Annotated in this window: 21 protein-coding genes; 14 read left to right on the forward strand and 7 right to left on the reverse strand. The window is 72.8% G+C overall.

The window, feature by feature from the left end; translation table 11 throughout:
* Nucleotides 1-13: 13 nt before the first annotated feature.
* Genes ACFP3V_RS08975 through ACFP3V_RS08985 form a run of 3 tightly spaced genes read left to right on the forward strand, consistent with a single transcriptional unit; the run spans nucleotide 14 to nucleotide 2,056 of the window.
* Nucleotides 14-1,315, forward strand: a complete 1,302-nt coding sequence (locus tag ACFP3V_RS08975; protein WP_380581681.1) for a CynX/NimT family MFS transporter — start codon at nucleotides 14-16, stop codon at nucleotides 1,313-1,315.
* Nucleotides 1,316-1,374: 59 nt separating this feature from the next.
* Complete coding sequence (locus ACFP3V_RS08980; protein WP_380581683.1) at nucleotides 1,375-1,497, forward strand: SGM_5486 family transporter-associated protein; 123 nt, start codon at nucleotides 1,375-1,377, stop codon at nucleotides 1,495-1,497.
* A 40-nt stretch (nucleotides 1,498-1,537) separates the two neighbouring features.
* Nucleotides 1,538-2,056 carry a SixA phosphatase family protein gene (locus ACFP3V_RS08985; RefSeq protein ID WP_380581685.1) on the forward strand — a complete coding sequence of 173 codons (519 nt, stop codon included), beginning with the start codon at nucleotides 1,538-1,540 and terminating at the stop codon, nucleotides 2,054-2,056.
* 83 nt (nucleotides 2,057-2,139) lie between these two features.
* Here ACFP3V_RS08985 and serB read toward each other — a convergent pair whose 3' ends face one another.
* On the reverse strand, nucleotides 2,140-3,333 hold the full coding sequence (gene serB / locus ACFP3V_RS08990) for a phosphoserine phosphatase SerB (RefSeq protein ID WP_380581687.1): 1,194 nt from the start codon (nucleotides 3,331-3,333) through the stop codon (nucleotides 2,140-2,142).
* A gap of 296 nt (nucleotides 3,334-3,629) precedes the next feature.
* On the reverse strand, nucleotides 3,630-5,186 hold the full coding sequence (locus tag ACFP3V_RS08995) for a streptophobe family protein (protein WP_380581689.1): 1,557 nt from the start codon (nucleotides 5,184-5,186) through the stop codon (nucleotides 3,630-3,632).
* A 153-nt stretch (nucleotides 5,187-5,339) separates the two neighbouring features.
* Between ACFP3V_RS08995 and ACFP3V_RS09000 the strand changes: the two genes are divergently transcribed.
* The gene (locus ACFP3V_RS09000; protein WP_380581732.1) at nucleotides 5,340-7,874 is read left to right on the forward strand and encodes an FHA domain-containing protein; all 2,535 of its coding nucleotides are present in this window, start codon (nucleotides 5,340-5,342) and stop codon (nucleotides 7,872-7,874) included.
* Nucleotides 7,875-8,048: 174 nt separating this feature from the next.
* Complete coding sequence (locus tag ACFP3V_RS09005) at nucleotides 8,049-8,840, forward strand: MHYT domain-containing protein (protein ID WP_380581691.1); 792 nt, start codon at nucleotides 8,049-8,051, stop codon at nucleotides 8,838-8,840.
* 208 nt (nucleotides 8,841-9,048) lie between these two features.
* Here ACFP3V_RS09005 and ACFP3V_RS09010 read toward each other — a convergent pair whose 3' ends face one another.
* Both ACFP3V_RS09010 and ACFP3V_RS09015 read right to left on the reverse strand, forming a co-directional pair.
* Nucleotides 9,049-10,206, reverse strand: coding sequence for an S-adenosylmethionine:tRNA ribosyltransferase-isomerase (locus ACFP3V_RS09010; protein WP_380581693.1), 1,158 nt, complete (start codon nucleotides 10,204-10,206; stop codon nucleotides 9,049-9,051).
* Complete coding sequence (locus ACFP3V_RS09015) at nucleotides 10,206-10,886, reverse strand: SDR family oxidoreductase (protein WP_380581695.1); 681 nt, start codon at nucleotides 10,884-10,886, stop codon at nucleotides 10,206-10,208. The genes ACFP3V_RS09010 and ACFP3V_RS09015 overlap by 1 nt, the downstream gene beginning before the upstream one ends.
* A 168-nt stretch (nucleotides 10,887-11,054) precedes the next feature.
* Between ACFP3V_RS09015 and ACFP3V_RS09020 the strand changes: the two genes are divergently transcribed.
* The gene (locus ACFP3V_RS09020) at nucleotides 11,055-12,227 is read left to right on the forward strand and encodes a GAF domain-containing sensor histidine kinase (protein WP_380581697.1); all 1,173 of its coding nucleotides are present in this window, start codon (nucleotides 11,055-11,057) and stop codon (nucleotides 12,225-12,227) included.
* Nucleotides 12,220-12,876, forward strand: a complete 657-nt coding sequence (locus ACFP3V_RS09025; protein ID WP_380581699.1) for a response regulator — start codon at nucleotides 12,220-12,222, stop codon at nucleotides 12,874-12,876. Before ACFP3V_RS09020 ends, ACFP3V_RS09025 begins: the two co-directional genes overlap by 8 nt.
* 176 nt (nucleotides 12,877-13,052) lie before the next feature.
* On the opposite strand, the gene ACFP3V_RS09030 is transcribed toward ACFP3V_RS09025, so the two are convergent.
* On the reverse strand, nucleotides 13,053-13,838 hold the full coding sequence (locus ACFP3V_RS09030; RefSeq protein ID WP_380581701.1) for a hypothetical protein: 786 nt from the start codon (nucleotides 13,836-13,838) through the stop codon (nucleotides 13,053-13,055).
* A gap of 91 nt (nucleotides 13,839-13,929) precedes the next feature.
* Here ACFP3V_RS09030 and ACFP3V_RS09035 point away from each other — a divergent pair, with 91 nt between their 5' ends.
* The 5 genes from ACFP3V_RS09035 to ACFP3V_RS09055 all read left to right on the forward strand — a co-directional run bounded on the left by ACFP3V_RS09035 (nucleotide 13,930) and on the right by ACFP3V_RS09055 (nucleotide 19,046).
* A complete protein-coding gene (locus ACFP3V_RS09035; protein WP_380581703.1) occupies nucleotides 13,930-14,721 on the forward strand; it encodes an ABC transporter ATP-binding protein in 792 nt (263 codons plus the stop codon).
* 110 nt (nucleotides 14,722-14,831) lie between these two features.
* Nucleotides 14,832-15,257 (forward strand): NfeD family protein, encoded by a 426-nt coding sequence (locus ACFP3V_RS09040; protein WP_380581705.1) that lies wholly within the window; start codon nucleotides 14,832-14,834, stop codon nucleotides 15,255-15,257.
* A 58-nt stretch (nucleotides 15,258-15,315) separates the two neighbouring features.
* Nucleotides 15,316-16,290: an SPFH domain-containing protein gene (locus tag ACFP3V_RS09045; protein WP_380581707.1), complete on the forward strand. Its 975-nt coding sequence runs from the start codon at nucleotides 15,316-15,318 to the stop codon at nucleotides 16,288-16,290.
* A gap of 71 nt (nucleotides 16,291-16,361) precedes the next feature.
* On the forward strand, nucleotides 16,362-17,117 hold the full coding sequence (locus ACFP3V_RS09050; protein WP_380581709.1) for a sulfite exporter TauE/SafE family protein: 756 nt from the start codon (nucleotides 16,362-16,364) through the stop codon (nucleotides 17,115-17,117).
* Between the two features lie 42 nt (nucleotides 17,118-17,159).
* Nucleotides 17,160-19,046 (forward strand): outer membrane protein assembly factor BamB family protein, encoded by a 1,887-nt coding sequence (locus ACFP3V_RS09055; protein ID WP_380581711.1) that lies wholly within the window; start codon nucleotides 17,160-17,162, stop codon nucleotides 19,044-19,046.
* 35 nt (nucleotides 19,047-19,081) lie between these two features.
* Here the strand turns inward: ACFP3V_RS09055 and ACFP3V_RS09060 are convergent, their stop codons facing one another.
* Both ACFP3V_RS09060 and ACFP3V_RS09065 read right to left on the reverse strand, forming a co-directional pair.
* Nucleotides 19,082-19,564: an HNH endonuclease gene (locus ACFP3V_RS09060; RefSeq protein WP_380581713.1), complete on the reverse strand. Its 483-nt coding sequence runs from the start codon at nucleotides 19,562-19,564 to the stop codon at nucleotides 19,082-19,084.
* A gap of 105 nt (nucleotides 19,565-19,669) precedes the next feature.
* Nucleotides 19,670-20,200 (reverse strand): YbhB/YbcL family Raf kinase inhibitor-like protein, encoded by a 531-nt coding sequence (locus tag ACFP3V_RS09065; RefSeq protein WP_380581715.1) that lies wholly within the window; start codon nucleotides 20,198-20,200, stop codon nucleotides 19,670-19,672.
* Nucleotides 20,201-20,324: 124 nt separating this feature from the next.
* On the opposite strand from ACFP3V_RS09065, the gene ACFP3V_RS09070 reads away from it, so the two are divergent.
* Nucleotides 20,325-20,972 (forward strand): DNA-3-methyladenine glycosylase, encoded by a 648-nt coding sequence (locus tag ACFP3V_RS09070; protein WP_380581717.1) that lies wholly within the window; start codon nucleotides 20,325-20,327, stop codon nucleotides 20,970-20,972.
* Between the two features lie 57 nt (nucleotides 20,973-21,029).
* Entirely contained in the window at nucleotides 21,030-22,295 is a 1,266-nt protein-coding gene (gene tyrS / locus ACFP3V_RS09075; protein WP_380581718.1) for a tyrosine--tRNA ligase, read from the forward strand.
* Nucleotides 22,296-22,686: the final 391 nt, after the last annotated feature.

A 22,686-nucleotide genomic window follows, 5' to 3' on the forward strand; every position in this document is an offset into this window, starting at 1 on the left:
GTATGATCCTGGCATGTCTGCCTCCCGGATCGCCCGCGACACCGGCCCCAAGCCCACCCCCGACGCCGCCACCCGAACCACCACCGGATCCGCCCAGAAGCCGGAGGCCGGCCGCCCGGCCCCGTCCGCCGCGCCCAAGGCGCTCCTCCTCGCCGCCCTGCTCGTGGCCGCCTTCAACCTGCGCCCCGCCGTGGCCGGGCTCGGCCCGATGCTCGACGACGTGCGCCGGGGCCTGCACATGAACGCGGCCATGGCGGGCGTGCTCACCGCGCTGCCGAGCCTCTGCTTCGCGCTCTTCGGCCTGCTCGCGCCGCGGCTCGCCCGGCGGATCGGGCCGGCCGTCACCGTCTGCGCCGGCATGGCCGCCATCGGCCTGGGGCTCGCTGCCCGGGCGCTCGCGCCCGACAGCGCGGTGTTCCTGCTGCTGTCCGCTGTGGCGCTGGCCGGCATCGCCGTCGCCAACGTCCTCATGCCCGTGGTGGTCAAGCGCTACTTCCCGGACCGGGTCGGGCCGGTCACCGGGCTCTACTCGATGTCGCTGTCGGTGGGCACCTCCGTCGCGGCCGCCTTCGCGGTGCCGCTGACGAACGCGCTGGGCGGCAGTTGGCGCGTCGGCCTGGGCGTCTGGGCCCTGGCGGCGGCGCTGGCGGTGGTCCTGTGGCTGGCCCAACTCGCGCTGCAGCGGCGGGACTCGACCCCCCAGCCGAGCGGCTCCGCAAGCGCGCCCGGGACGCCGATCACCCGCAGCCGGACGGCCTGGCTGCTCGCCGTCTTCTTCGGCCTGCAGGCGACCGCCGCCTACGCGGCGATGGGCTGGCTGCCGCAGATCCTGCAGGACGCCGGCATCTCCGCCACCGAGTCCGGCCTGCTGCTCGCGGTCACCATGGCCGTCAGCGCGCCGCTGTCGTTCGTCATCCCGTCCCTGGCCGCGCGGCGTCCGGACCAGGGGCCGATCGTGCTGCTGCTGGCAGTCCTCGGACTGGTCTCCTACGCCGGGCTGGCCTTCGCGCCCGCCGCGGCGCCCTGGGTGTGGGCGATCCTGCTCGGCATCGCCAACTGCTCGTTCCCGCTGGTGCTGACCCTGATCGGGCTCCGGTCCCGGACCGGCGAGGGCGTGGCCCGGCTGTCCGCGTTCGCCCAGGGCGTCGGCTACCTGATCTCGGTGCCGGGGCCGATCCTGGTGGGCGTCCTCTACCAGCGGGAGCACGGCTGGTACGAACCCCTGGCCCTGCTGGCGGTGCTGATGGCCGTTCAGGCCGTGGTCGGCCGCAGGGCCGGCCGTCCAAGGAGCGTCGAGGACGAGCTGGGGCAGTAGCCGCCCTGGGCCGGGCAGGGGGGCACGGCGACCGCGCAGTGGATGGCAGACTCGTCGGCATGCCCGTACTCGAACCCAACCCCACGGACGGCCACAAGAAGCTGCTGCAGATGGCCGCCCTGATCGCCGGGGTCATGATCGTCATTTCGATCGTCGCGACCATCGCCGCCCAGATCGGCTGACCTCCTGCCGCTTCGTCCGGTTTCTGCCAAGCTGGCAGGCATGAGCGTCGACACGTCCCGCAGGATCATCGTCCTCCGGCACGCGAAGGCCGACTGGCCGAACGTGCCTGACCACGAGCGGCCGCTGGCCGACCGAGGCCGCAAGGACGCCCCCGCCGTCGGGCAGTGGCTGGCCGGCAGCGGCCTCCAGCCCGAACTGGTCCTCTGCTCCAGCGCGCAGCGCACCCGGGAGACCTGGAAGCTCGCCGCGCACGAACTGCCGCACCGCCCCCGCACCGTCTACGAGGACCGGCTCTACGAGGCCGCTCCCGGGCAGATCATCGAGGTGCTGCAGGAGGTCCCGGAGGAGGTGGCCACCGTCCTCGTCGTCGGCCACAACCCGGGCGTGCAGGGACTGACCGAGGTACTGGCCGGCGAGTTCGAGGGCGACGCCCTGGCCCGCCTGCGCGGCACCGGCTTCCCCACCGCGGCCGTGGCCGTGCTCGAGTTCCCCGGTCCGTGGAAGGCCCTGGAACCGGGCGTCGCCCGGCTCAGCACCTTCCGTACGCCGAAGGACTGACGGGGCGTCAGCCCCGGCAACCAGCGAGAGCCCGAACGCAGGAGCCCCCGTCGGCACCGACGGGGGCTCCTGCGTTCGTCGGGTCAGACGACTTCCTCGACCTCGTCGCGGGTGATGCCGAGCAGGTAGAGCACCGTGTCCAGGAAGGGCACGTTGACCGCCGTGTGCGCGGCCTCGCGGACGACGGGCTTGGCGTTGAAGGCGACGCCCAGGCCGGCGGTGTTCAGCATGTCGAGGTCGTTGGCGCCGTCGCCGATCGCGACCGTCTGCTCCAGCGGCACCCCGGCCTCCGCCGCGAAGCGGCGCAGCATCCGCGCCTTGCCGGCACGGTCCACGATCTCCCCGACGACACGGCCGGTGAACTTCCCGTCCACCACTTCAAGGGTGTTGGCCGCGGCGAAGTCCAGGCCCAGGCGCTCGACCAGATCGTCCGTCACCTGCGTGAACCCGCCGGAGACGATGGCCACCTGGTAGCCCAGCCGCTTGAGGGTGCGGATCAGCGTGCGCGCGCCCGGAGTGAGCCGGACCTCGGCGCGGACCTTCTCGACGACGCTCGCGTCCAGGCCCTCCAGCAGGGCGACCCGGGCACGCAGCGATTCGGCGAAGTCGAGCTCGCCGCGCATCGCGGCGGCGGTGACCTCTGCGACCTTCTCCTCGCAGCCGGCGTGGGCCGCGAACAGCTCGATGACCTCGTCCTGGATCAGGGTCGAGTCCACGTCCATGACCACCAGGCGCTTGGCCCGGCGCTGCAGCCCGGAGGCGACCACGGCGACGTCGACGCGCTGGGCGGCGGCCTCGGGGGCGAGGGCGGCCCGCAGTTCCTCGGTGAGGACGCCGGAGACGTTCAGCTCGACGGCGGTCACCGGGTACTTGGCCAGCCGGAAGACGCGGTCGATGTTGCCCCCGGCCTCGGTGATCCGCGCGGTGAGCGCGGCCAGGGCGGCCGCGGTGAGCGGGTTCCCGAGCACGGTCACATGCGAACGACCTTCCCCGCGGGGGCGGTTGTCGCCCGAGCCGGAGATGACCTCGGCCTGGAGCTTGCGGGCGTCGGCCCACTGGTGCACGGTGGCGCGCAGTTCGCCCTCGGCGGGCGGCGCGGTGACCAGGGCGACGAGGACGATCCGGCCGCGGATCACCACCTGCTCGAAGTCCACGACGTCGACGCCGTAGCCGGCGAGCGTCGTGAACAGTCCGGTGGTGAGACCGGGCCGGTCCTTGCCGAAGACCTTGACCAGGAGAGTGCGAGGCTCGTCTGCCCGAGCGACCTGTGCGTTCATGGTGCCCCCCACGCTACCGGGCCTGGCGGCCCGGCCCCCCACCCGTCCCGCCCCTCGGACGCCCTGCGGGAGCGCAGCGGGCGGCGCAGCCGCCAGGGGCGCGGGGATCCCCCACCCTTCGGGCGGGCGGTGCTCCCACCCTTCGGGCGCGGGTGCCCCCACTGCGAGCAACACACCACCCACGGGGGTTCGACCCCATCTGCGGGACGAACCTCCCTGGGTGGTGGGCCGGTCGCGCAGTTCCCCGCGCCCCTGGCGGCTGCGCCCCTGGCGGCTGCGCCGCCTGGGCGGACGGGCTAGCGCGGCGGCTCGGGGGGTGGGGGAGGGGCTTGGGTCGGGCCGCCGGCATAGGGGTTGTAGTCCTGGGGTGGCGGAGCCACCGGCGGGGAGGCGGGGGGTGCGTACGGGTTGGCCGTCGGCCGCGGGGGCAGGGGGGCCTGGGGCAGGCCGCCGTACGGGGCCGGAGGAGGGGGCGTGGGACCACCCACGGGTGCCGGGGCCCGCTTCGGCTCCGCGAACCTGCGGACCAGCAGCGTGCCCAGGAAGCCGAAGACCGCCCCCTCGACCAGGCCCAGCACGAAGCCCAGCCCGAGGTTCCCGCTGATGCTGACCCCGCTGCCCTTCACGCTGAAGATGCCGAACACGCCCACGTCCGCGTTGATCGACACCTCCGCCAGCGCCAGCATGAGCGGCACCGCCACGGCGAGCACCACGCCCAGCCGCAGCGCCGTGCCGCCGGCCTCCTTCGCCAGGGACTCGGGCAGCACCGGGCGCGGCGTCCGGACCGCCGCCATGACGCCGCAGGCCAGCAGGAAGAGGGCGACGGCCACCGGCAACAGCCAGACCCTGCCGTCGAGTTGGGCCAGATGGGGGACGGTGATGGACTGTCCGGAGCCGCCCTTCAGCAACTGGTTCACCGGAGCCGGCAGGAACTGCGTCAGCAGGCCCGACGCCTTGCCGGTCAGCGGCACGAACATGCCCAGTGGCAGGGCGAGGAAGACACCGTTGGGCGTGCCCAGCAGCACCCCCCCGATGGTCCGCGCGCCGCCGTTGCCGGTGAGGCCGACGACGACGCCGGCCAGCGCGCCGACCGCGATCGCGCCGGTCAGCAGCGTGACGACCGTCGAGACGGCCGGACGCACCTGCCGGGCCAGGGGCGCCCACGCGGCCGGGAGCGCGGCGCGCCGGGAGGCCAGATAGGCGACGACGAGCACGCCGACGACCCACAGCAGGCCCCATCCCAGCGTCGGGCCCAGGTCCACCTTGAAGCCCACCGTCGGCTTGGTGTTGCCGCCCACGATGCCGCCGAGGAGTCCGCCCAGGTCGCCGAGGCCGCCGAGCGGGTCGCCGCCGGACGAGCCGGAGGAGCCCGAGGAGCCGGACCCGGTCAGCGAGTCGAGCTTGACCGTCACCGTCCCGTTGCCTGCCCAGGCGACGAGGGCGATGAGCACCAGGAAGGCCACCACCGCCGACAGCGCCCGCGCCGCCAGCTCGGCGACCTCCAAACGGCCCAGCCGCCCAAGGGGTCTGACGAACAGCCGGCCCAGCACCAGCGCGCCGACGACCGTCAGACCCAGCGGCACGATGCCGATGTCCGCCTGGGCCTGGGCCGCGTCGAGGCCGAAGACCGAGACGTCACCCGTCGGGCTGACCTTTCCGCCCACCGCCATCGCGACCAGCGCCGCCGTCACTCCGCCGAGGTCGGCGTACTTGTCCAGGCCGAGCAGGTGCACGCCCAGCGCCCCCACGGCGGCCATCGCCACCACAGCCCAACTCGCGGCCAGCGCCGACCAGATGACGCCCCGCACCAAACTGCCTGCCCCCGTGGGCCGCTGGTACCCGTACACAGTCACGCGCGCCAGATTGCCACACGGCAACAGTCCTGCGTCAGCGCTCGCGCCGTGGACGCCGAAACTGGAATGATTCCCCCAGTCGTTCGGCATCCCTAAACTGCCCCTGCATCGCAGGGGTGCACCTCGGGGGACTATCACGTGGGGCAGGCAACAGTGCCGCAACTGGTACTTGAACTCAACGGACAGCGCACCACCCTGGAACCGGGCCGCAGTTACGCGGTCGGCCGCGATCCGAACTCTGACTTCAGCATCGCCGACGCCAGGGTCTCGTGGCGGCACGCCACCATCGGCTTCAACGGCTATGCCTGGGTGTTCCAGGACCTCGGCAGCACCAACGGCTCCTTCGCGAACGGGCAGCGGCTCACCCAGATCCAGCTGGGCGAGGGTGCTGTGGTCGTACTGGGCAACGCCGAGAACGGGCCGCGGCTGAGCTTCGCCGGGGTCCCTGCGGCCACCCCGGCGGGCGGTGACGGGGGCTGGTACGACGTGCAGACCAGCCGCTTCGAGCCGAACGCGGGCTACGCCCAGCCGCAGCAGCAGACGCCGCAGCCCCAGCAGCAGTGGGGCGGCCCGCAGGCAGGCCAGGGCGGCCAGGGGGGCATCCCGCAGCAGCAGGGCGCCGCGTCCTGGGGCGGCCAGGCCGCGCCCGAGCCGGTCTACGGCTCGCGCAACCCCACGATGGTGCGCAACCTGACGGCGGGTCTGAAGACGCTGCGCATCGGCCGCGGCCTCGACAACGAGCTCGTCGTCTCCGACCTCTCGGTCTCCCGCCACCACGCCGAACTGCGCCAACTCGCCGACGGCCGCTACGAGATCGTCGACCTCGAGAGCCACAACGGCACGTACGTCAACGGTCAGCCGATCCAGCGTGTCGTCCTCGGCGCCCAGGACATCGTCGGCATCGGCCACTCGACCTTCCGCCTGGTGGGCGACCGGCTCGAGGAGTTCGTCGACACCGGTGAGGTCTCCTTCTCCGCCCGGCACCTGACCGTCGAGGTCGAGCACAAGGGCGCGAAGAAGATCCTGCTCAACGACGTCTCCTTCGGCGTCCCGGAGAAGTCGCTGATCGCCGTCATCGGCCCGTCCGGCTCCGGCAAGTCGACGCTGCTGCGCGCGCTGACCGGCTACCGCCCGGCCGACCGCGGCGACGTCCTCTACGACGGCCGCAACCTCTACAAGCAGTTCGCCGAACTGCGCCAGCGCATCGGTCTGGTGCCGCAGGACGACATCCTGCACTCGCAGCTGACGGTCCGTACGGCGCTCAAGTACGCCGCCGAGCTGCGCTTCCCGGGCGACACCGAGGCCGCCGAGCGTGAGCGCCGGGTGGACGAGGTGCTGACCGAGCTGCACCTGGAGAAGCGCGCCGAGAACAAGATCACCGCTCTCTCCGGCGGTCAGCGCAAGCGCGTCTCGGTCGCCCTGGAGCTGCTGACCAAGCCGTCGCTGATCTTCCTGGACGAGCCGACCTCCGGCCTCGACCCGGGCATGGACCGCGACGTCATGAAGATGCTGCGCGACCTCGCCGACGAGGGCCGCACGGTGCTCGTGGTCACCCACTCCGTGGCCGAACTCGCCCTCTGCGACCGGCTCCTGGTGATGGCTCCCGGTGGCTCCGTGGCCTACTTCGGCCCGCCCAAGGAGGCCCTGCACTTCTTCGGCTACGAGACCTGGGCCGACGTCTTCCAGGCCTTCGAGAACTACCCGGACCACGACTGGGCCGGCCGCTTCCGCGGCAGCGTGCACTACCAGATGTACTCCGCCGACGTGGAGGCCGTGCAGCCGCAGTCCGCGCCGGTGCAGGTGCAGGCGGTCCAGCCGCCGAAGCAGCAGAGCTGGGGCTCGCAGCTGTCGACGCTGATCCGCCGCTATCTCTCCGTCATCGCCTCCGACCGCGGCTACGTCGGCCTGCTGGTCGCGCTGCCGTTGATCATGGGCGTGCTGTCGATGGCCATCCCGGCCAAGTACGGCCTGGGCCCGGCCCAGCCGGCCGGCCCCGGACAGCCCGCGATCAACTCGGACGCCGCCACGGTGCTGCTGGTCCTGGCGGTCAGCGCCTGCCTCACCGGCGCGGCCAACGCCGTCCGTGAGCTGATCAAGGAGCGCGTCATCTACGAACGCGAACGGGCGGTCGGCCTGTCGCGTTCGGCCTACGTGATGTCCAAGGTCATCGTGCTGGGCGCGATCACGGCGGTGCAGTCGATCCTGGTGGCCGCGATCGGCCTGCTGCCGCGCAAGCTGCCCAGCTCCGGGCTGCTGATCAGCGGCACGCCGCTGCCCGAACTGGTGCTCGTGGTCATGCTGTTGGGCATCACCTCGATGATGCTGGGCCTGGTCGTCTCCGCCGTGGTGAAGACCGCCGAGAAGACCATGCCGCTGCTGGTGCTCATCGCGATCATCCAGGTGGTCTTCTGCGGCTCGCTCTTCCCGCTCTTCGGCACCCCCGGTCTGGAGCAGGTCGCCTGGCTGGCCCCGTCCCGCTGGGCCGTCGCCGCCGAGGCCGCGACCGTCAACCTGCCCGCCATCATGGGCCCGCCGCAGGGCAAGACCGAGACCGACCCGCTGTGGAAGCACACCATCGGCCAGTGGGGCATCGACGTCGGCGCGCTGGTCCTGCTCGGCGTCCTGTGCGCCGTCCTCGTCGTCCGGCTGCTGCGCCGCCACGAGCCCGAGGTCATGCGCAAGCGCTGAGCCGCCCCTGCCCCTGACGGTCCGTCACCCGTGTGCCCCGCGCCCTTCCCGGCGCGGGGCACACGTCCTTTCACAACAGTTCGATTGCGGCCCCCGCGCCCGGCGTTTCGGCCTCCCATCATGTGCCTGACCGCTCATCCGTTGCACCGCCGCTCGGATCGGAGTTCCTGGGCCATGGCACACATCGACGGGTTCACCTACGGCCTCGTCAACCCGCTGCTCGCGTACTTCGCCGCCTGCCTCGGCGCGGCTCTGGGCCTGCGCTGCACCGTCCGCGCGCTCGACCTGCCGGCGCGTCGGCGGCGCGGCTGGCTGCTGCTCGCCTCGGCGGCGATCGGCTGCGGCATCTGGACCATGCACTTCATCGCGATGCTGGGCTTCACGGTGACGAACGCGACGATCGTCTACGACGTGCCGCGGACGCTGGCGAGCCTCGGGGTCGCCGTCGTCGTCGTAGGCGTGGGCATCTTCTGGGTCGGCCACCGGCCGCGCGGCACGGCCAGCCTGCTGATCGGCGGTGGCTTCACCGGCCTCGGGGTGGCGGCGATGCACTACCTCGGCATGAGCGCCATGCAGGTCGCGGGCACCGTCTCCTACAACCCGCTGCTCGTGGCCGCCTCGGTGGCCATCGCGGTGGTGGCGGCGACAGCCGCGCTCTGGATGACCCTGAACGTGCGGGGCTTCGCAGCCAGCCTCGGCGCCGCGCTGATCGCGGGGATCGCCGTGGTCGCCATGCACTACACCGCGATGACTGCGGTGCGGGTGTCCCTCTACCTGGACCCGGTGATCCCGAGCGGTATGCCGGCCTCGGAGTTCATCCTGCCGGTGGCCGTGGGGATCCTGGTGTTCCTGACGGTGGGCGGGATGGTGATCCTGATGTCCCCTCAGCCCACGACCCGCGCCGAGCGCGGTGCGGGCGGCCCGCAGCCGGAGACCATCCACATCGACCTCTTCGGCGGACGCTAGCTCCCTCCGGGGGCGCGAGGATCCCCCACCCTCCCCCACCCTTCGGCCGGGGGTGCCCCCACGGCGGGAGGTGCCCCCGGCGCGAGCAACCCACCCCCCCCGGGAGGTTCGTCCCGCACATGGGGCCGGATCTCCCAGGGGGTGGGTCGCTCGCGCAGTTCCTCTCCCCCAGCCTTCGGCCCGGGGACCCCAGCGCCGCCAGGGGGTATCAGCGCCGGAGCACCAGGTGCAGGTCGCCGAACTCGTGCCAGAGGTAGCGGGCGCGCAGCGCCTCCGCGTAGCTGCGGGCCAACAGGTCCCGACCGGCGATCGCCTCCAGCATCAACAGGTGGGATGCCCGGGGCTCGTGAAGTCCCGTCAGCAGGCCGTCCACCGCCCGCACGCCCCGCTCGGGCGTGACCACCAGCTCGGTCCAGCCGCGGGCCGCCCGCACCGCCCCGTCGGGGCCCGCCGCCGACTCCAGCGCGCGGACCGCCGTCGTCCCCACCGCGACGACCCGTCCGCCCGCGCGACGGGCCTCCGTCACCACCCGGGCCGTCGTCGCCGGGACGTCGAACCACTCGGCGTACGGGGGCTCGTGGGATTCCACCGAGGCGACGCCGGTGTGCAGGGTGATGGGCACCACCAGCACCCCCGCCGACACCAGCTGCGTCACCAGCTCGGGCGTGAACGGCCGCGCCGCGCTCGGCATCTCCGCCGAGCCGGCGTCCGCGGTTCCGCGCACCTCGGCCAGCGCGTCCGCGAAGACCGTCTGATACGCCGTCAACGGGCGGTCCGCGTCCGTGTAGCGGTAGCGGATGGGCCGGCCGAACCGGCGCAAGTACGCCACCGGGTCCTCGGCGCCCAGCACCGCCCGCCACAGCCGCCGTCCGTCGGCCGCCGCCGTGCGCAGGGCCAGCAGGGCGCCGCCTGCCAGCCGGACCGTCACCGGGCCCGTCGCCGTCCGCTGCTTGGTGGAGCCCCGCCCGTCCGGGGACCGCAGTTCGACCACCCACTCGTCCGCCGTGCGGCGGGTCGAGAAGTGCACGACCACCCGCTCGCCGGATTCGACCACCATGCCGTCGACCGCGGCCGGGAGCGTCGCGCTCGTGTTCACCACGAGCACGTCGCCGGGCGCCAACAGCCGTGGCAGTTCGGCGAAGCGATGGTGCGTCACCCCGGCATCCGCCCCGGTCCCCGCGTCCCCGCGGGCGACCAGCAGCCGCACGTCGTCGCGCCCCGAGCCGCCGCGCTCCTCCACCGGGGCGGAGGCCTCCAGGTCCTCCGGCAGCTCGAAGTCCTCCGCGAAGGCGTCCGGCTGCGCCCGGTGCCCGGCCCGGTCGCCGCGCTTGCCGCCGCCCCTCCCGACGACCTCGACCACGCGCATCACTTCAGCACCTCTCCCACTTCGTAGCGTCCGCTCTCCGGCCGATCCGCCAGCAGCCGCAGCACCGCGGGAACCGCCCGCTCCTCCGGCCCCGGCGCCGCGGCGGCCTCCTCGGCGTCCGCCGCGGTCAGCATCTCCGTGCGCATCGACCCCGGGTCGAGGGCCCACACCCGCAGCCCCGGCTCCTCGACGCCCAGCACCGCCGACCACAGGTCCACGGCCGCCTTGGACGAGCCGTACGCTCCCCACGTGGGGTACGGCTCGGCCGCGGCCTCGGAGGAGATGTTCAGCACCGCCCCGCCCGAGGCGCGCAGCAGCGGTAGCGCCTCCTGGACCAGGCCGAGCGAGGCCACGGCGTTGACCTCGAAAGCCCGCCGCAGTCCGTCCAGGTCCGCCTCAGCGAGCGGCACCAGGGGCTCCACGCCGAGCGTCCCGGCGTTGTTCACGAGCAGGTCGATGCCTCCCAACCCCGCTGCCGCCGCCACGAGTTCGCGCCGGTGCCCGGCATCCGTCACGTCGCCGGGGACGGCCGTGCCGCCCACCTCCGCCGCCACCTCGGCCAGCGCCCGCCGGTCCCGCGCGTCCAGCACCAGCGACCAGCCCTCCGCCGCGAGCGCCCGGGCCAGTGCCCGGCCCAGCCCTCGCGAGGCCCCCGTCACCACTGCCACTCCCGCACCCATCGCCGGCTCCCTCCACCTCACGGTCCTGCTGACCCTCCCGACGCTAGGTTCGCGGCGGTCCGACCCGCCTCGGCCGCCCGCCGCCGTGGCCCCGGGACCTTGGACCTACGCCCGGTCCTACGCCGGATGTCCGATGCCTTGTGGATCACCGGGCGGTACCGTGACCGCATGACCGGCGACGAGCACCGCGAACCCCCTGCCGCCCCGGCCTGCGACCCGTGCCTCGGCGGCATCGAGGCGGTGAGCAGCGCCGTGCTGGCCATGAGCCGTCACCTCGAGGTGCGCGAGGTGCTGCAGCGGATCGTCTCCTCGGCCCGCGCGCTCGTCGGAGCCGAGTACGCCGCCCTCGGCGTGCCCGACGACCACGGCGGCTTCGCCCAGTTCGTCGTCGACGGCGTGAGCGAGGCGCAGTGGCGGGCCATCGGCCCGCTGCCCCGTCAACACGGCATCCTGGCGGCGATGCTGCACAGCCGGACCGCGACCCGGCTCGGCGACGTGCGCACGGACCCCCGCTTCGGCGGCTGGCCGTCCGCGCACCCCGAGCTGCACGCCTTCCTCGGGGTCCCGATCCAGGACGAGGACGAGATCCTCGGCGCGCTCTTCCTGGCGAACAAGCAGGACGGGAGCCCGTTCAGTGCGCACGACGAGGAACTGCTGCGGATCCTCGCCCAGCACGCCGCGCTGGCGCTGATCAACGCCCGCCTCTACGAGCGCAGCCGCGAGCTGACCCTGGTCGGCGAACGCGCCCGGATCGCCCACGAGTTGCACGACGCCGTCTCGCAGAAGCTGTTCTCCCTCCGGCTGACCGCCCAGGCCGCCGCCGCGCTGGTCGAGCGCGACCCGGCGCGGGCCCGCCGCGAACTGGCCGAGGTGTCCCGGCTCGCGGCCGAGGCGGCCGACGAACTCCGCAGCGTGGTGGTCGAGTTGCGGCCCGCCGCGCTGGACGAGGACGGCCTGCTGCCGACCCTCGCCTCCCAGGTGGACGTCCTCGACCGGGCGCACAAGGCATCCGTCAGCTTCGCCCACGACCGCATCGGCACCCTGCCGGGCGGCCAGGAGGAGGCGGTGCTGCGGGTCGCCCAGGAGGCGCTGCACAACGCCCTGCGTCACTCCGGCGCGAGCACGGTGGCGGTCGAGCTGCGCCGCGCGGGGGAGCGCGGCGCCAGGCTGCGCGTCGTGGACGACGGCCGCGGCTTCGTCCCCGAGGAGGTCCGCCGGGCCGGACGCCACCTCGGCCTGGTGTCCATGCGGGACCGGGCCGCCTCGGTCGGCGGCGCCCTGCGCATCGAGTCGTCCCCGGGCAAGGGGACCGTCGTGGAACTGGAGGTGCCCGGTGGCTGAGCGGTCGTCAGCAACCATCCGCGTGCTGCTCGTCGACGACCACCAGGTGGTCCGCCGGGGCCTGCGCACCTTCCTGGAGGTCCAGCCCGACATCGAGGTCGTGGGCGAGGCCGCGGACGGCGCGGAGGGCGTCGCGGCAGCCGAGGAGCTGAAGCCGGACGTCGTGCTGATGGACGTCAAGATGCCCGGCACCGACGGGATCGAGGCCCTCCAACTGCTCAAGGAGAAGGGCAATCCGGCCAAGGTGCTGGTGGTCACCAGCTTCACCGAGCACCGCACCCTCGTCCCCGCGCTGCGGGCGGGTGCCGCCGGCTACGTCTACAAGGACGTCGACCCGGACGCCCTGGCCGGCGCGATCCGCTCGGTGCACGCCGGACACGTGCTGCTGCAGCCGGAGCTGGCGGGCGCGCTGCTCTCCGAGGACCTCTCCGGTCGCGCCCCGCAGGGCCGCGGCGGGGCGCTGACCGACCGCGAGCAGGAGGTCCTGGGCCTGATCGCGGACGGCCGCTCCAACCGTGAGATCGCGCGCAGCCTGCACCTCTCGGAGAAGACCGTGAAGACGCACGTCTCCAACATCCTGATGAAGCTCGACCTGGCCGACCGCACCCAAGCCGCCCTCTGGGCCGTCCGCAACGGCCTCACCGGCTGACCCAGCCACGGGCTGATCATTCCCCGCCCCGGGGCCGCGCCTGCCGCCACGGCGGCCGACCGGGCCGCGGCCCGCGCCCTTGGTTGAAACGGGCCCTGCGCCGCGCGCCCGCGGAGTCAGTGGGGTGGGACCACCGCGAGCGCTGCCGAGGGCACGAACCCTCCCGCCCCCCGGGGCTACCGCGGGGCCTCGTCCACGAGGGCGTTGTACGCGGCCACCTGGGCGCGGCGCGCGCTGCGCGCCAGCGGCCGCAGGGCGCCGCTGCGGGCGGCCATCTCGCCGGCGCTGACCGCCGCCCCCTCGCTCATCGCGGCGATCTCCAGGAGCGCGGCCACCCGCCGTGCCGAGTCCAGGACCTTCACCACCCGGGGCGGATAGCCGGGCGCGAGCACGGTCCCCTCCTCCCCGCGCCGGAACCGCCGCAGCGCGTCCTGCACCGCAGGACCCGCGCCCGCGACGTCCAACCGCAGCAGCAGGTCCGTCGCCTCGCGCATGCCCTGCGCCAACTCCCGTTCCGCGTCCCGCAATGCGGGGACATCGGCGGGTACGCCCGGATTCACCGGGAGCGCGTGCCAGGTCACCGCCGTCAGGCCGTCGTCCCCTTCGCCGTCCGGTGATCCGTGCCACACCACTTCGGGGACGAGTCCCCAGGGCACGCCCACCGCGAGCACCGCCTCGCCCGCCTCCATCGCGCGGGCGTTGAACTCCGGCGGGCCGGTCAGTCCCAGCGGGTGCCCGGGCTCGGGCAGCGCCAGCCGCAGGCCTGTCGCGCCCAGGCCTCGCAACTCGCCCAGCGCGAGCGTCAGTCCGGGGGTGCCGCCGCCCGGCAGCCCCACCACCTGGTGCGCGGCGTCGTCCCCGCGCACGGCCTCCGCGAGGTGGTCCGGAGAGGTCAGCCCGGCGAACCAGGCGTTGCCCCAGGCGACCAGACGGGCCGAACGCAGCTCCTCTTCTTCGGTCATGGCAGCCAGCCTACGGAGCGTCCGGACAGTCTCGTGGCGTAGGTTTTCCCCTGCCGAAGGGAAAACTCTGTACTTGGGGAAGGCGTACGCAATGAGCGACGTTCTCGAGCTGGTGGACGTGTCCGTGATCCGGGACGGCCGCCCGCTGCTGGAACAGGTGTCCTGGGCCGTCGCCGAGGGCGAGCGGTGGGTGATCGTCGGACCGAACGGCGCCGGCAAGACCACTCTGCTCCAGGTCGCCTCCAGCTACCTCTTCCCGAGCCAGGGCACCGCCGCCATCCTCGGCGAGAAGCTCGGCAGCGTGGACGTCTTCGAGCTGCGCCCCCGCATCGGCACCGCCGGCGCGGCCATGCTCGACCGCCTGCCCAAGCGCCAGACCGTGCTGGACACCGTGCTCACCGCCGCCTACGGCATGACCGCCCACTGGCGCGAGCAGTACGACCAGACCGACGAGTCCCGCGCCCGGCTCCTGCTCGATCTGCTGGGCATGGCCGAGTTCACCGACCGCAAGTTCGGCACCCTCTCCGAGGGCGAGCGCAAGCGCACGCTGATCGCCCGCGCCCTGATGACCGACCCGGAGCTGCTGCTGCTCGACGAGCCGGCCGCCGGCCTGGACCTCGGCGGCCGCGAGGACCTGGTCCGCCGTCTCGGTGCGCTGGCGCAGGACCCGAACGCCCCGGCGATGGTGATGGTCACCCACCACGTCGAGGAGATCCCGCCGGGCTTCAGCCACATCCTGATGATCCGTCAGGGCCGGGTGCTGGCCGCCGGTCCGATTCAGGAGACCCTCACGCCGCGCAACCTGTCCCACTGCTTCGGCCTGCCGCTCACCCTCGACCACCAGGACGGACGCTGGTCGGCGCGCGGCCTTCCGCTCGGCTGACCCGCAGCCGTCAGCTCCCGCAGGGGCGCACGCGAGCCGTCGCGCGCGCCCCTGCGCGGTGCATGGCAAAGCCCCTGCCAGGAAAGGCATCTGACGCCTAGACTGATCCCGTGGACGATTGGATCTGGTGGCTCCTGGGCGCTGCCCTCCTCTGCATACCGCTGGTCGTCACGGCCATGCCCGAGTTCGCCATGTTCGCCCTCGGCGCGGCGGCCGCCGCGCTCTCCGCGGGGCTGGGGCTGAGCGTCCCGCTGCAGATCGTCGTGTTCCTCGCGGTCAGCGTCGCCCTCCTCGTCTTCGTCCGGCCCATCGCCGTCCGGCACCTCACCAAGCCGGCCCCCGGTTCCCGCACCGGTGTCGACGCCCTGCCCGGGCAGACCGCCCTGGTCCTGGAGGCCGTGGACGAGCACGGCGGGCGCATCAAGCTGCGCGGCGAGGTCTGGTCCGCCCGCGCCCTCGCCGCCGGGGCCCGCTTCGAGCCCGGCGAGCAGGTCAGCGTCGCGTCCATCGACGGGGCCACCGCCCTGGTCCTCTGACCTTCCCGACCCTCCGAGTGTCCGTCAAGCGTCCACAGCGTCAAGGGAGTTGTCCCCGTTGCAACCCGTGATCATCGTCCTGATCGTCCTGGTGGTGGTGGCCTTCATCGCCCTCGTCAAGACGATCCAGGTCATCCCGCAGGCGCAGGCGGCGATCGTGGAGCGCTTCGGCCGCTACACCCGCACCCTCAACGCCGGGCTGAACATCGTCGTCCCCTTCATCGACACCGTGCGCAACCGGCTCGACCTGCGCGAGCAGGTGCAGCCCTTCCCGCCGCAGCCGGTGATCACCCAGGACAACCTGGTCGTGAACATCGACACGGTCATCTACTTCCAGGTCACCGACCCGCGCGCGGCCACCTACGAGGTGCAGAGCTACCTGCAGGCCATCGAGCAGCTGACCATCACCACGCTGCGCAACATCATCGGCTCCATGGACCTGGAGTCCACCCTCACCTCCCGCGAGACCATCAACGCCGGCCTGCGCGGCGTGCTGGACGAGGCGACCGGCAAGTGGGGCATCCGCGTCAACCGCGTCGAGCTCAAGGCCATCGAGCCGCCGACCTCCATCCAGGACTCGATGGAGAAGCAGATGCGCGCCGACCGCGACAAGCGCGCCGCGATCCTCACCGCCGAGGGCCAGCGCCAGGCGGCCATCCTCTCCGCCGAGGGCCAGAAGCAGGCCGAGGTGCTCAAGGCCGAGGGTGAGGCACAGGCCGCCGTCCTCCGCGCCGACGGCCAGGCGGCCGCCATCCGCACGGTCTTCGAGGCCATCCACGCCGGTGACGCCGACCAGAAACTGCTCGCCTACAAGTACCTGGAGACGCTGCCCGAGCTGGCCAAGGGCGACGCCAACAAGCTCTGGATCATCCCCAGCGAGGTCGGCGACGCCCTCAAGGGCCTGGGCGGCGCGTTCACCAACCTGACCGGCGCCAACGGCTCCGCTGCCGTCCCGCCGCAGGCCACCGGCCCGGCGGACGGCCCCACGCCGCTGGACAAGCGGACCGAGCGTCCACAGATCGACCCGGAGTGACCTGACCCCGTCCCCTCCTGCCATGATCGGCTCGAACGACGAGAAGCCCGGTCGAACAGGAGGGGACGCGCATGTCACCGTGGGAGGCAGTTGGCGTCCTCGCCGCCGGCGTCGGCGCCGGGACCATCAACACCGTGGTCGGCTCGGGCACCCTGATCACGTTCCCGGTGCTGCTCTCCGTCGGCCTGCCCCCGGTCAGCGCCAACGTCTCCAACACCATCGGCCTGGTGCCCGGCTCGATCAGCGGAGCCATCGGCTACCGGGCCGAACTCCGGGGCCAGCGCGACCGGTTGCTGCGGCTGGGCAGCGCGTCCCTGCTCGGCGGCCTGCTCGGTGCGGTCCTGCTGCTGGTGCTCCCGGCGGACGCGTTCAAGGCCATCGTCCCCGTGCTGATCGGTCTCGCCCTGGTCCTGGTCGTGCTGCAGCCCCGCCTCGCCCGCTGGGTGGCCGACCGCCGCCAGGGCGACCCGCACCCGCACGGCGGACTCCCGCTGCTGCTGGGCGTGTTCGGGGCCGGCGTCTACGGCGGGTACTTCGGCGCGGCCCAGGGCGTGCTGCTGCTCGGCCTGATGGGGCTGCTGCTCGCCGACACGCTGCAGCGGATGAACGCCGTGAAGAACGTGCTCGCACTGATCGTCAACGCCGTCTCGGGGCTCTTCTTCGCCTTCGCCGCCCCCGTCGACTGGACCGCCGCGCTGCTCGTCGCGGGCGGCTCCGTCATCGGCGGCCAGATCGGCGCCCGGGTCGGGCGCCGACTGCCCCCCGTCGCCCTGCGCGCCGTCATCGTGGCCGTCGGCTGTGTCGCCATCGCGCGGCTGCTGCTGTGAGATGCTGTCGGACGCATCGAGCAGGCGGAAGCGGGACCACCCATGGATCGAGACGCGCACGGCGTCGAGCCCGACCACTCGGGCCAGTACTGGCAGGAGCAGCCGCAGCAGGATCCCTACGCCGGTTACTACCAGCAGCCCTACGGCTACGAGTACGCCGACCCGCAGCAGCCCCAGCAGTACTACGACCCTTACGCCGCAGCACAGCAGACGGTCTATCAGGACTACCAGCAGCCCGCCGAGTACACCGCCTACCCGGCCGGGTACGCGGAGCCGCAGCAGCCGCAGCAGTACTACGACCCCGGCCAGTACTGGACCTCTGAGCAGCAGCAGGCCGCCGCCCAGCAGACGCAGGCCTGGTACGACCCCTACACCGGCGGGACCGAGGGATACGCCGCGGAGCAGCAGTTCCCGCTCCAGGCCGAGGCCCCGGCGGCGGAGCAGTTCACCGCCGACACGCCGACAGCGCAGCCCGCCCCCGCGTCGCAGCCCGAGCCCGAGCCGGAAGCCGCCCCGGACCAGCAGCCGGCCCGGGAAGCGGCTGCTGACGCCCCGTCTGGCCTCGGCCGCCGCCTCCTCGACGCCGCCACCGGGCGCGCCCCCGGCACCGACCGGCGCACCTTCCTGCTGCGCGCCGGCGTCGGCGCCACCGCCCTCATCGTCCTGGCCGGCGTCGGGATCACGGTGGCGGGCAACGGCGCCGACACGCCCAGCAGCGCCGCGGCCGCCGGTCGTCACAGCACCACCGACGTCGGCACCAGCCACACCCGCACCTGGGCCGCGCCCGCCGACACCGTCGGCTCCGGCGGCAACGACGGGCTCCTCGGCGCGTGGCTGCTCGACTCCGCCGTCGTCCGCGGCGACGCCAGCGGCGTGACTGCATACGCGCTCGCCGACGGGCACAAGCTGTGGAGTGTGGCGGCGCCCGGGTCCGGAGCCGTCCCCTGCGCCATGTCCGCGACGGCCAACGCCGACGGCGTCGGCGCCGTCCTGTTCCAGCCCAAGCCCGGCACCGGCCAGGCCTGCACCCAGCTGGTGGCCGTGGACACGGCCACCGGCAAGGCGAAGTGGACCAAGAGCATCTCCGGCGCCACCAAGAACTACGGCGGCCAGGTCATGGTCGACGACACCCGCGTCGTCGCCGTCGGCGACTCCGCCGCGTACGGCTACGACGCCGCCACCGGCAAGCAGAGCTGGAGCTACACGGGCCCCGGCAAGTACTGCGCCCTTTCCGGCAACGGCACCGGCACCACCGTGCTGCTGCAGAGCACCTGCGCCGACACCAGCCCGAAGCAGCAGGCCATCACCCTGGACGCGGCCAGCGGCAAGCTCCGCTGGTGGCGCGGCCTGCCGCAGAACGCCGCCTCGTACACGGTGCTCTCGGCCACCCCGCCCGTCGTCGCGGTCCACATGAGCGACCCGGCCAAGGACACGCTGATGTCCTTCACCGACAAGGGCGACGTCCAGAGCACCGTCCCGGTCGCGCAGACCGGCGGCCGCCTGGACTCCACCCACGGCACCTTCGATCCGGCCCCCGCCCTGTTCTTCCAGGGCACCACGCTGGTCGCCGCCGTCGAGCCGTCGACCTCTGCGGCCGGCACCGCGGGGGCCACCGCGTTCGTCGCCCTGAACCTGACGAACGGTCAGCAGCTGTGGCGCACCGCCGTCCAGGAGAAAGGCCAGTCCGTCCCCGTCGCGGTCGACGACACCGCGGCCGTGGTGGCGACGGAGGAGCGCCTGGGTCAGCCCGCCCGGCTGAGCCGGCTCGACCTGACCACCGGCAAGGAGACCGTGGGCGGCCAGTTCCCGCAGAACACCGGCTCCCTGCTCGGCTCCGGCAGGCTCCTCCTCCGCGACCGCGTCGTCGTCGCCCTCCCCGAGTACACGACGAGCTACCACACCGCTGCGACCCTGTGGACGGGGCAGTAGGCCGGGCTGCCGACGGGACGTACCGGCGGCGGAGCTCAGGCCACCGCCGGCCAGCCCTCGATGCCCAGCGCCGCCAGCAGCGACGCCTGCGGCGTCGGCTCGAACGGCTTCCGCAGCAGGACCATGCCGGCCTGCTCCGGAGTCCGGTCAGCCTTCCGGTGGTTGTCGGCCGCGCACGCAGCCACGGTGTTCAGCCAGGTGTCCCCGCCCCCGCGGGACCGCGGCACGACGTGGTCCACGGTCGTGGCCCGGCGTCCGCAGTACGCGCAGCGGAACCCGTCCCGCACCAGCACGCCCCGCCGCGACCACGCGGCCCGTTGTCGGAACGGCACTTTGACGTACCGTCTGAGCCGCACCACCCGGGGCGCCGGCAGCTCCAGCGTCCCGCCGCGCACCACTCGCAGCGGATGGGCCTCCTCGACCACCGCCTTGTCCTGCAGCACCAGCACCACCGCGCGCTGCTGCGTCACCGCAGCCAGCGGCTCGTAGCTCGCATTGAGCACCAGCGTGTTGCGCATCCCGGCCACCCCTCGGCACGACTCGGCCCGCCCCCGGTGGGCGAGGTGCCCCCACTTTGCGGGCGGGCCGGGTGCCGCAACAACGCAATTTCGCTGAGCTGCGGGTTAACGCTCCTCGTACTCCGCGATCAGCTGGGCCCGGGCCAGCGTGTGGAAGCGCAGGTTGAAACCGACCACGGCGGGCGTCGCGTCGGCGTCCGGGCCGAGTTTCTCCTGGTCCACCGCGTACACCGTGAACACGTACCGGTGCGGGCCGTCCCCGGGCGGCGGGGCCGCGCCGCCGAAGTCGCGGGTGCCGTAGTCGTTGCGCACCTGCACCGCTCCGGCGGGCAGGCCCTTGAAGTCCCCGGTGCCCGCGCCCGTGGGCAGTTCGGTCACGTCGGCGGGAATGTCGAACACGGACCAGTGCCAGAAGCCGCTGCCGGTCGGCGCGTCCGGGTCGTAGCAGGTCACCGCGAAGCTCTTGGTGCCCTCCGGGAACCCGGACCAGCTCAGCTGCGGGGAGGTGTTCCCCTTGGCATAGACGTGGGCGTCCGGCAGCGTGCCGCCGTCCTCGAGATCCGTGCTGGCCACCTCGAACGAGGGGACCGGCGGGTGGAAGTCGTGGGGGAGCGGTCGGCGCTTCTGTTCCGACATGTCGTCAACCTCCTTCTCTCTCATGGCCGATCGCGACGGGACCGACCGGCCACGGCGAGCCTATGCCGTCCGCACCGTCCCGTCGCACGGCATGCCGGTCGGACCCCGGTGCGAGAATCCCGAGGTGACTGCTGTGCCGACCGGTGACCTCCTGCCCCGCGCGTTCTTCGCCCGCCCCGCCCACCTCGTGGCCCCGGAGCTGCTCGGCCGCATCCTCGTCCGCGAGGAGCCGGACCAGCGCATCCTGCTGCGGATCACCGAGGTCGAGGCCTACGAGGGCACCGACGATCCGGCCTCCCACGGCTGGCGCGGCCCGACCCCCCGTAACGAGGTGATGTTCGGCCCCGCCGGGCACCTGTACGTGTACTGGATCTACGGCATGCACCACGCCGCCAACCTGGTCTGCGGCCCGGTCGGCCGCTCCCACGCCGTGCTCCTGCGCGCCGGCGAGGTGGTGGACGGCCACGCCCACGCCACGCTGCGCCGGGCCACCGCCAAGAAGCCCGCCGAACTGGCGAAGGGCCCCGGCCGACTGGCCTCGGCCCTCGCCTTCGACCGGGGCCTCAACGGCGTCGACATCTGCGACCCGGCCGCACCGGTCCGGGTCCACGCCGGTGTCCCCGCACCCGGCGACCTGATCCGCTGCGGACCCCGGACCGGCGTCTCCCGTGCTCACGAAACCCCCTGGCGCTTCTGGATCGACGGCGACCCCACCGTCAGCCCCTACCGCCGCCACGTCGCCAAAAAACGGTCGACTCCCGCCCCGCGCTAGAGTTCCCATGTCCCTAGGCCGACACCACTCCTCATTCACGAAAGCGGGAACCGGACCGTGACCGACATCGTCGACGAACTCAAGTGGCGCGGGCTCATCGCCCTCTCCACCGACGAGGACGCCCTGCGCAAGGCATTCGCGGACGGCCCGGTCACCTTCTATTGCGGCTTCGACCCGACGGCCCCCAGCCTGCACATGGGCAACCTGGTGCAGCTGCTGACCATGCGCCGGATCCAGGAGGCGGGCAACTTCCCGCTCCCCCTGGTCGGCGGCGCCACCGGCCTGATCGGCGATCCCCGCCCCACTTCCGAGCGCACGCTGAACGACCCCGAGGTCGTCGCGGAATGGGTGCAGAAGCTGCGCCGCCAGGTGGAGAAGTTCCTCGACTTCGAGGGCCCCTACGCGGCCCGTGTCGTCAACAACCTGGACTGGACCTCGGGCCTCTCGGCCATCAGCCTGCTGCGCGACGTGGGCAAGCACTTCCGGGTCAACAACATGATCGCCAAAGAGGCCGTGGCACGCCGCCTCAACTCCGAGGCCGGCATCAGCTACACCGAGTTCAGCTACCAGGTCCTCCAGGGCATGGACTACCTGGAGCTGTTCCGCCGCTACCACTGCACCCTGCAGACCGGCGGCAGCGACCAGTGGGGCAACCTCACGGCCGGCACGGACCTGATCCGCAAGGCCGAGGGCCAGTCCGTGCACGCGCTGGGCACCCCGCTGATCGTCAAGGCCGACGGCACCAAGTTCGGCAAGACCGAGACCGGCACGGTCTGGCTCGACGCCGAGCTGACCAGCCCCTACGCCTTCTACCAGTTCTGGCTCAACGCGGACGACCGCGATGTGCCGAACTTCCTGCGCATCTTCAGCTTCAAGTCGCGCGAGGAGATCGAGGAGCTGGAGCGGCTCACCGTCGAGGAGCCCTTCAAGCGCGCCGGCCAGCGCGCGCTCGCCGAGGAACTGACCGCCCTCGTCCACGGCCAGGAGCAGCTCGACCGCGTGGTCGCCGCCTCCAAGGCCCTCTTCGGCCAGGGCGACCTGGGCGGCCTCGACGAGCAGACCCTCGCCGCGGCTGTGGCCGAACTGCCGTACGCGAAGGTCGACCAACTGGGTGAACTTGTCGACCTTTTCGTCGCCTCCGGCCTCTCGGCCAGCCGTTCGGCCGCCCGCCGAACGGTCAACGAGGGCGGCGCCTACGTGAACAACGAGAAGGTCTCCGACGAGGCGGCGGTGGTCACCGCCAGTGACCTCCTCCACGGCCGCTGGCTCCTCCTGCGCCGCGGCAAGCGCAACCTCGCGGCCATCGAGCTCGTCGCCAACTGACCTGCCGGACAAGTCGGTTGACAGGACAGGCGAGAACTTCCGAAGTTCTCGCCTGTCCTGTTTGACTCCCCGGAGAGCAGCGTCTAACGTTGGTCGAGTCGCCTGGTTCGGGCGGGTGTGTCGTACGGGTCATCGATCCGCCGCACCGGCCCCCACCGACCAACCCGCAGTTCATCACCTCACTCTCGAGTCAGACCTTCTGACGCGCGTCGCTTCGGCCTCCGTGTCTGCGAGGGCTATTCGGAATGTGCGGAATGAGCGCACGGGAGCCGATTTCCGGCCTGCCGGGAATTGCGCTAACGTAGTGGGCGTCGCCGAGCGACAAACCCCGTTCCGGCGGGGGGCGGATGAAACCGACAAGGAATCGTCTGCTAAGCTGGAAAACGAAGGA

The organism is Streptacidiphilus monticola (assembly GCF_042658505.1).
GTDB classification, from domain to species: Bacteria; Actinomycetota; Actinomycetes; order Streptomycetales; family Streptomycetaceae; genus Streptacidiphilus; species Streptacidiphilus monticola.

Excerpts from the sequence above, each read along its gene's own strand:
- ACFP3V_RS08980 (WP_380581683.1), top strand. The coding sequence starts at position 1,375 with ATGCCCGTACTCGAACCCAACCCCACGGACGGCCACAAGAAGCTGCTG.
- serB (WP_380581687.1), bottom strand. The coding sequence starts at position 3,333 with ATGAACGCACAGGTCGCTCGGGCAGACGAGCCTCGCACTCTCCTGGTC.
- ACFP3V_RS09050 (WP_380581709.1), top strand. The coding sequence starts at position 16,362 with ATGTCACCGTGGGAGGCAGTTGGCGTCCTCGCCGCCGGCGTCGGCGCC.
- ACFP3V_RS08975 (WP_380581681.1), top strand. The coding sequence starts at position 14 with ATGTCTGCCTCCCGGATCGCCCGCGACACCGGCCCCAAGCCCACCCCC.
- ACFP3V_RS09015 (WP_380581695.1), bottom strand. The coding sequence starts at position 10,886 with ATGGGTGCGGGAGTGGCAGTGGTGACGGGGGCCTCGCGAGGGCTGGGC.
- ACFP3V_RS09005 (WP_380581691.1), top strand. The coding sequence starts at position 8,049 with ATGGCACACATCGACGGGTTCACCTACGGCCTCGTCAACCCGCTGCTC.
- ACFP3V_RS09060 (WP_380581713.1), bottom strand. The coding sequence starts at position 19,564 with ATGCGCAACACGCTGGTGCTCAATGCGAGCTACGAGCCGCTGGCTGCG.
- ACFP3V_RS09020 (WP_380581697.1), top strand. The coding sequence starts at position 11,055 with ATGACCGGCGACGAGCACCGCGAACCCCCTGCCGCCCCGGCCTGCGAC.
- ACFP3V_RS09035 (WP_380581703.1), top strand. The coding sequence starts at position 13,930 with ATGAGCGACGTTCTCGAGCTGGTGGACGTGTCCGTGATCCGGGACGGC.
- ACFP3V_RS09055 (WP_380581711.1), top strand. The coding sequence starts at position 17,160 with ATGGATCGAGACGCGCACGGCGTCGAGCCCGACCACTCGGGCCAGTAC.
- ACFP3V_RS09030 (WP_380581701.1), bottom strand. The coding sequence starts at position 13,838 with ATGACCGAAGAAGAGGAGCTGCGTTCGGCCCGTCTGGTCGCCTGGGGC.
- ACFP3V_RS08985 (WP_380581685.1), top strand. The coding sequence starts at position 1,538 with ATGAGCGTCGACACGTCCCGCAGGATCATCGTCCTCCGGCACGCGAAG.
- ACFP3V_RS09065 (WP_380581715.1), bottom strand. The coding sequence starts at position 20,200 with ATGTCGGAACAGAAGCGCCGACCGCTCCCCCACGACTTCCACCCGCCG.
- ACFP3V_RS09010 (WP_380581693.1), bottom strand. The coding sequence starts at position 10,206 with ATGCGCGTGGTCGAGGTCGTCGGGAGGGGCGGCGGCAAGCGCGGCGAC.